We start from the raw sequence: 5,191 nt of genomic DNA, 5'->3' as shown, positions 1-5,191 counted from the left end.
GGACAAGCCCGGGCATGACGACCTCCTGAGCGGGACATCCCTCATCAGAAGAAGCCGAGCTTCTTCGGGCTGTAGCTGACCAGGAGGTTCTTGGTCTGCTGATAGTGATCGAGCATCATCTTGTGGGTCTCGCGCCCGACACCGGACTGCTTGTAACCGCCGAAGGCCGCATGCGCGGGATAGGCATGGTAGCAGTTGGTCCAGACCCGACCGGCCTGGATCTCACGGCCGAAGCGGTAGCAGCGATTGGCGTCGCGGCTCCAGACGCCGGCACCCAAGCCGTAGAGCGTATCGTTGGCGATCGCGAGCGCTTCCTCGTCGTTCCTGAAGGTCGTGACCGAGACGACGGGACCGAAAATCTCCTCCTGGAAGATTCGCATCTTGTTGTTGCCCTCGAACACGGTCGGCTGGACGTAAAAGCCGCCGGCGAGATCGCCCGCGAGCTGGGCGCGTCCCCCGCCGGCCAGCACCCTGGCGCCCTCCTGCTTGCCGATGTCGATATAGGAGAGGATCTTGGACAGCTGCTCGCCGGATGCCTGGGCGCCGATCATGGTCGTGGGATCGCGAGGATCGCCCTGCTTGATCGCGGCGACACGCTTCAGCGCCCGCTCCATGAAGCGGTCATAGATATCCGCGTGAACCAGCGCCCGGCTCGGACAGGTGCAGACCTCGCCCTGGTTCAGCGCGAACATGACGAAGCCTTCGATCGCCTTGTCGAAGAAGTCATCGTCTTCGGCGATGACGTCCTTGAAGAAGATGTTCGGCGACTTGCCGCCGAGCTCGAGCGTGACCGGAATGAGGTTCTGGCTGGCGTACTGCATGATCAGCCGGCCCGTCGTGGTCTCGCCGGTGAACGCGATCTTGGCGATGCGCGGGCTGGACGCCAGCGGCTTGCCGGCCTCGAGGCCAAAGCCGTTGACAATGTTGAGGACGCCCGGCGGCAGGATGTCGGCGATGATCTCGGCCCACACCATGATCGAGGCCGGGGTCTGCTCGGCGGGCTTGAGCACGACGCAATTGCCGGCGGCGAGCGCCGGGGCGAGCTTCCAGCAGGCCATCAGCAGCGGAAAGTTCCAGGGAATGATCTGGCCGACCACGCCGAGCGGCTCGTGGAAATGATAGGCGATGGTGTCGTGGTCGATCTCGCCGATCGAGCCCTCCTGGGCGCGGACGACGCCCGCGAAATAGCGGAAGTGATCGATCGCGAGCGGCAGGTCGGCGGCGCGGGTCTCGCGGATCGGCTTGCCATTGTCCCAGGTCTCGGCAATCGCAAGCCGCTCGAGGTTCTCCTCCATGCGGTCGGCGATCCGGTTCAGGATCGCGGCGCGCTCGGCGACGCTGGTGCGGCCCCAGGCGGCCTTGGCGGCATGGGCCGCGTCGAGGGCGGCCTCGACGTCCTGCGCGTCGGACCGCGCGATCCTGCAGACGATCTGGCCGGTCACGGGCGAAGCATTGTCGAAATACTTGCCGGAGACCGGCGCCACGAACTTGCCGCCGATGAAATTGTCATAGCGTTCGGCGAAGGGGACTTTGGTGACGCTGAGGAATTCCACCTTGTTCATTGATCACTCCCGATGTTTGCTGTTTGCGCTTGTCGTCGTGTGTTCACGACTTGCGCGGACGATGATGCGGGACGCGATTTCTGTCAGCCCTGACGGGAGCGATGGTGGGCCGGACCTGTCGCAGTTCTGCGACAGTCGCGGGCGAGGCCGTGCGAGATCGAGCGCCCGCGGCCTCCTCATCGTCATTGCGAGCGAAGCGAAGCAATCCAGAGTCCCTCCTCGGAAGGATTCTGGATTGCTTCGTCGCTTCGCTCCTCGCAATGACGAGTGGAGAGAGCCCGGCTCAGTGGTTCAGCTCGAACCGCTTGAGCTTTCTGTGCAGCGTGGCGCGACTGACGCCGAGGGCCTGGGCGGCTGCCGAGACGTTGCCGCCGGCGCGGAGCAGTGCCCGCTGCAACACCGCGCGCTGGCCGCCGGCAAGATGATCGCGCGCGACATCGCCGCCGAGAAGGTCGGCGGCGGGCACCGGCTGCAAGGCCCGGCCGGGCGCGATTCCGAGCGCCACCCGGGCGGAGCGGGTCGCGCCGATCACGAGATCGTCCGCATCGACCGCAACGAGGCCGCCGCAACTTCCGTCCGCAGCTTGCGTCAGGACGATGCGGGCATGGGCAAAAGCCTTTCGGAACAGGTCGGCCTCGATACGCCTGGCCGCCTCGCCCGCCGCAAGCGCGATCAGGCTGGCGAAGGCATCGGTGCGGTCGGCGCGGCAGGAGGAGACGTCGAGCACACCCGCGAGCGCCGCCTCATGGTCGTAGATCGGAACGGCGGTGCAGCTCAGAAGCGTATTGCGGGCAAAGAAATGCTGGTCGCGATCGATCGTCAGCGAGCGCTGCTCGACGAGGCAGGTGCCGATGCCGTTGGTGCCCTCGTACTCCTCGCTCCAGAGCGCACCGGTCCACAAGCCCCAGGACTGAAACGTCGCATCGTCCGCCACCGTGCCGCGGCGATCGACCGGCACGCCATCGCCGTCGGCAAGCAGCACGCAGCAGCCCGCGGCGCCGACGGCCTGATAGAGCCGGTCCATCGCGCCCTGCGCGGCGGCCAGAAGCGGCGCGATGCGCTCGCGTGCCTGCTGCAGTTCGGCTTCCGTCAGGCGCATCGGCGCAGTGCGGCCGCCGGGATCGAGATGATGCAATCTGGAGGAACGACGCCACGAGGCCACGAGCGCGGACCGAGCCGCCTGGCCTGACGCGATGGCGGCCTCGACACGGGCCGCGTGATGCCCGGGCATTGACCCATTCATCACAGTTTCCTCCGGATGACAGATTAGAAGGTACCAGCGCCACCCGTTTGATCTCCGTCAACTTCAGCTCGCGCCACCGAAGCCATGAGCCCGCCGCGGCACCGCCGTCAAGGCAACCGGAGGGTTCCGGACTTACGACCTTCGCAGGAGCGAAGCGCACAATGGTCGGATTTCGGCAGCGGCTTTCGTGTCGGTTTCGAAAGCTGCGGAAAACGCTACTTCGCCGGGATCATCCGAACGAGGTCGCGCGGATTGACATAGTCGAGCTGGAAGCGCGCCCGCTCGTCCAGCATGTCGGGGTCGATCTTCTCGGACCGCAGCAGCGACACCCGCTGCTCGCTCCTGGCGCGCTCACGCTTGAGCTGGGCCAGTTCGCTGGTCAGCGCGATGATCTCCTGGTCGAGTTCCTGGCGGGCGTTGAGGCCGTATTTGCCGGTATAGGCGTTGACGCCGAAATAGCCGACGATCGCCGCCGCCATCGCATAGAGGGCAAGGCCAGTCAGGATCGATTTCAGGCGGGCGCGTGAGACCATCCTGGGAAGATGGGACAGGTTGGTTAAGGGAGTGCTAATCGCACTCTGCCCCCCAGACATGGAAGCGTGATAGACGGCGCTCTGTCTCCCCAGCCGTCATGCCCGGCCTTGTGCCGGGCATCCACGTCCTTCGTCGCCGCAAGCAAGAACGTGGATGGCCGGGACAAGCCCGGGCATGACGGAGAGCAGGCTCGGCTTATACTCACCCCTGGTGCTTCGCCACATGCGCAGCGAAAGCGTCGATGTATTGCTGCAGCACCGTCTTGAGGGAGTCCTTGGTCAGGTTGCCGTCCGCGTCGAAGGCATCGCCGACGCTGCTGAGGTAAATTTCCGGCTGCTGGAGAACCGGACCGGAAATGCCCGGCAGGATGTTCTGCAGATGCTTGGCCGCGCTGACCCCGCCGAGCAGCCCCGGCGAGTTGGAGATGATGCCCACCGGCTTGCCGAGGAACGAGCTCTTGCCATAGGGCCGCGAGGCGACGTCGATGGCATTCTTGAGGACGCCCGGGATCGAGCGGTTGTATTCGGGCGTGACGAACAGGACGCCGTTCGACTTCTGGAGCTTCTCGCGGAAGGCGAGCCAGTCCGCGGGCGGCGCGCCCTCGAGGTCCTGGTTGAAGAACGAGATGCCCGCCGGCGTGACGACCTCGAGCTTGAGCGAGCCAGGCGCGAGCTTGGCAAGCGCATTGGCGATCTTCAGCGAGAAGCTTTCCTTGCGAAGGCTGCCGGCGATCGCGACGATGTTGTAGGCCATGAGGTGTCCTTGAACCTTGAGAGGAAGTGCCTGATGGCACTTAAGCGATCCGGACTATTTGATGCAAGTGCATGGACTGGTCCGATTTGGAAACGCTGCGTTTCGCGAAAGCAGACGGTCGCCCAAACCAATCGGGCCGCCAGGCGGCGGCCCGATCTTTCGCGCAAACGTCCAACTCGGATCAGATCGTCGGATTCCACGCCAACGGGATCAGGCGATATTTGGCGCCGTCCTTTTCGACATGGCCGACCGAGGGGAAGGAGAAGTGGAAGCCGATCACGGTCGCCTTCTCCGTTGCCGCCATGTCGTAGAACTTGTGGCGCGTCGCCTGCGCCATCGCGGCATCGTTGTCGAACATCACGTGCCAGTCCGGATTGCGCAGGAAGAACTCCGGGATGTTGGTGACGTCGGACTGGATCAGCACCTTGGCATCGCCAGAGGCGACCGCGAACGAGGTGTGCCCCGGCGTGTGGCCGGGTGTCGCGATCGAGGTGATGCCGGGCGCGACCTCCTTGCCCCACTCGTACTTCGTCACCTTGGACTCGAGGCCGGCGAAGGTCTTCTTCACGTTGGCGAAGTAGTTCTTCATCATCGGATTGGACTCGGCCTTGGCCGTGTTGTCCGCGCTGGTCCAGAACTCCCAGTCCTTGCCGGGCACCATGATCTCCGCGTTGGGGAATGCGAGCGCGCCGTCGGCGAGGCGGATGCCGTTGGTGTGATCGGGATGCAGATGCGAGAGCAGCACGATGTCGATGTTCTTCGGATCGACGCCGGCGGCCTGGAGGTTCTGCAGCGTACGACCGACCGCGCCTTTGCTCGGCTCGAGATTGGCGACGCCGTTGCCGGTATCGATCAGCACGAGCTTGGAGCCGGTGTTGATGAGTTGCGGATTGAACGGCACGGTGACCATGCCTTTCGGCATGTAGGCCGCCTCGCCCGCGGCCAGCGCCTCGTCCTTCGGTATGTTGACGACGAACTTGTCCGGCATCGGGAAGGTGCGCGCACCGTCGTTGATCGAGGTGCACTCGTAGCTGCCGACCTTGTAGCGGTAGAAGCCCGGCGCCTGCGTCCCAGCCGGCGGCACTGAGGCATTGGCGGC

At 64.9% G+C, this 5,191-nt stretch carries 5 protein-coding genes; all 5 read right to left on the bottom strand.

Annotated elements, in window-relative coordinates:
- Positions 1 to 44: 44 nt before the first annotated feature.
- Positions 45 to 1,562 carry an aldehyde dehydrogenase gene (gene adh / locus IC50_RS07395; RefSeq protein WP_035702452.1) on the bottom strand — a complete coding sequence of 506 codons (1,518 nt, stop codon included), beginning with the start codon at positions 1,560 to 1,562 and terminating at the stop codon, positions 45 to 47.
- Positions 1,563 to 1,845: 283 nt separating this feature from the next.
- The gene (locus tag IC50_RS07390; protein ID WP_035702449.1) at positions 1,846 to 2,805 is read right to left on the bottom strand and encodes a GAF domain-containing protein; all 960 of its coding nucleotides are present in this window, start codon (positions 2,803 to 2,805) and stop codon (positions 1,846 to 1,848) included.
- Between the two features lie 215 nt (positions 2,806 to 3,020).
- Positions 3,021 to 3,338 (bottom strand): FtsB family cell division protein, encoded by a 318-nt coding sequence (locus tag IC50_RS07385; RefSeq protein ID WP_028177591.1) that lies wholly within the window; start codon positions 3,336 to 3,338, stop codon positions 3,021 to 3,023.
- 202 nt (positions 3,339 to 3,540) lie between these two features.
- Positions 3,541 to 4,092 carry an NADPH-dependent FMN reductase gene (locus tag IC50_RS07380; RefSeq protein ID WP_035702447.1) on the bottom strand — a complete coding sequence of 184 codons (552 nt, stop codon included), beginning with the start codon at positions 4,090 to 4,092 and terminating at the stop codon, positions 3,541 to 3,543.
- Between the two features lie 181 nt (positions 4,093 to 4,273).
- A partial coding sequence (locus IC50_RS07375; protein ID WP_035702444.1) for an MBL fold metallo-hydrolase occupies positions 4,274 to 5,191 on the bottom strand: 918 nt, incomplete at its 5' end.

Origin of the sequence: Bradyrhizobium genomosp. I (2014), from assembly GCF_000261685.1 — a bacterium.
Lineage (GTDB): Bacteria > Pseudomonadota > Alphaproteobacteria > Rhizobiales > Xanthobacteraceae > Bradyrhizobium.
The sequence above is the reverse complement of the archived record's forward strand: the minus strand, read 5'-3'. Positions and strand labels throughout refer to the sequence as shown.

Excerpts from the sequence above, each read along its gene's own strand:
- IC50_RS07380 (WP_035702447.1), bottom strand. The coding sequence starts at position 4,092 with ATGGCCTACAACATCGTCGCGATCGCCGGCAGCCTTCGCAAGGAAAGC.
- IC50_RS07390 (WP_035702449.1), bottom strand. The coding sequence starts at position 2,805 with ATGAATGGGTCAATGCCCGGGCATCACGCGGCCCGTGTCGAGGCCGCC.
- adh (WP_035702452.1), bottom strand. The coding sequence starts at position 1,562 with ATGAACAAGGTGGAATTCCTCAGCGTCACCAAAGTCCCCTTCGCCGAA.
- IC50_RS07385 (WP_028177591.1), bottom strand. The coding sequence starts at position 3,338 with ATGGTCTCACGCGCCCGCCTGAAATCGATCCTGACTGGCCTTGCCCTC.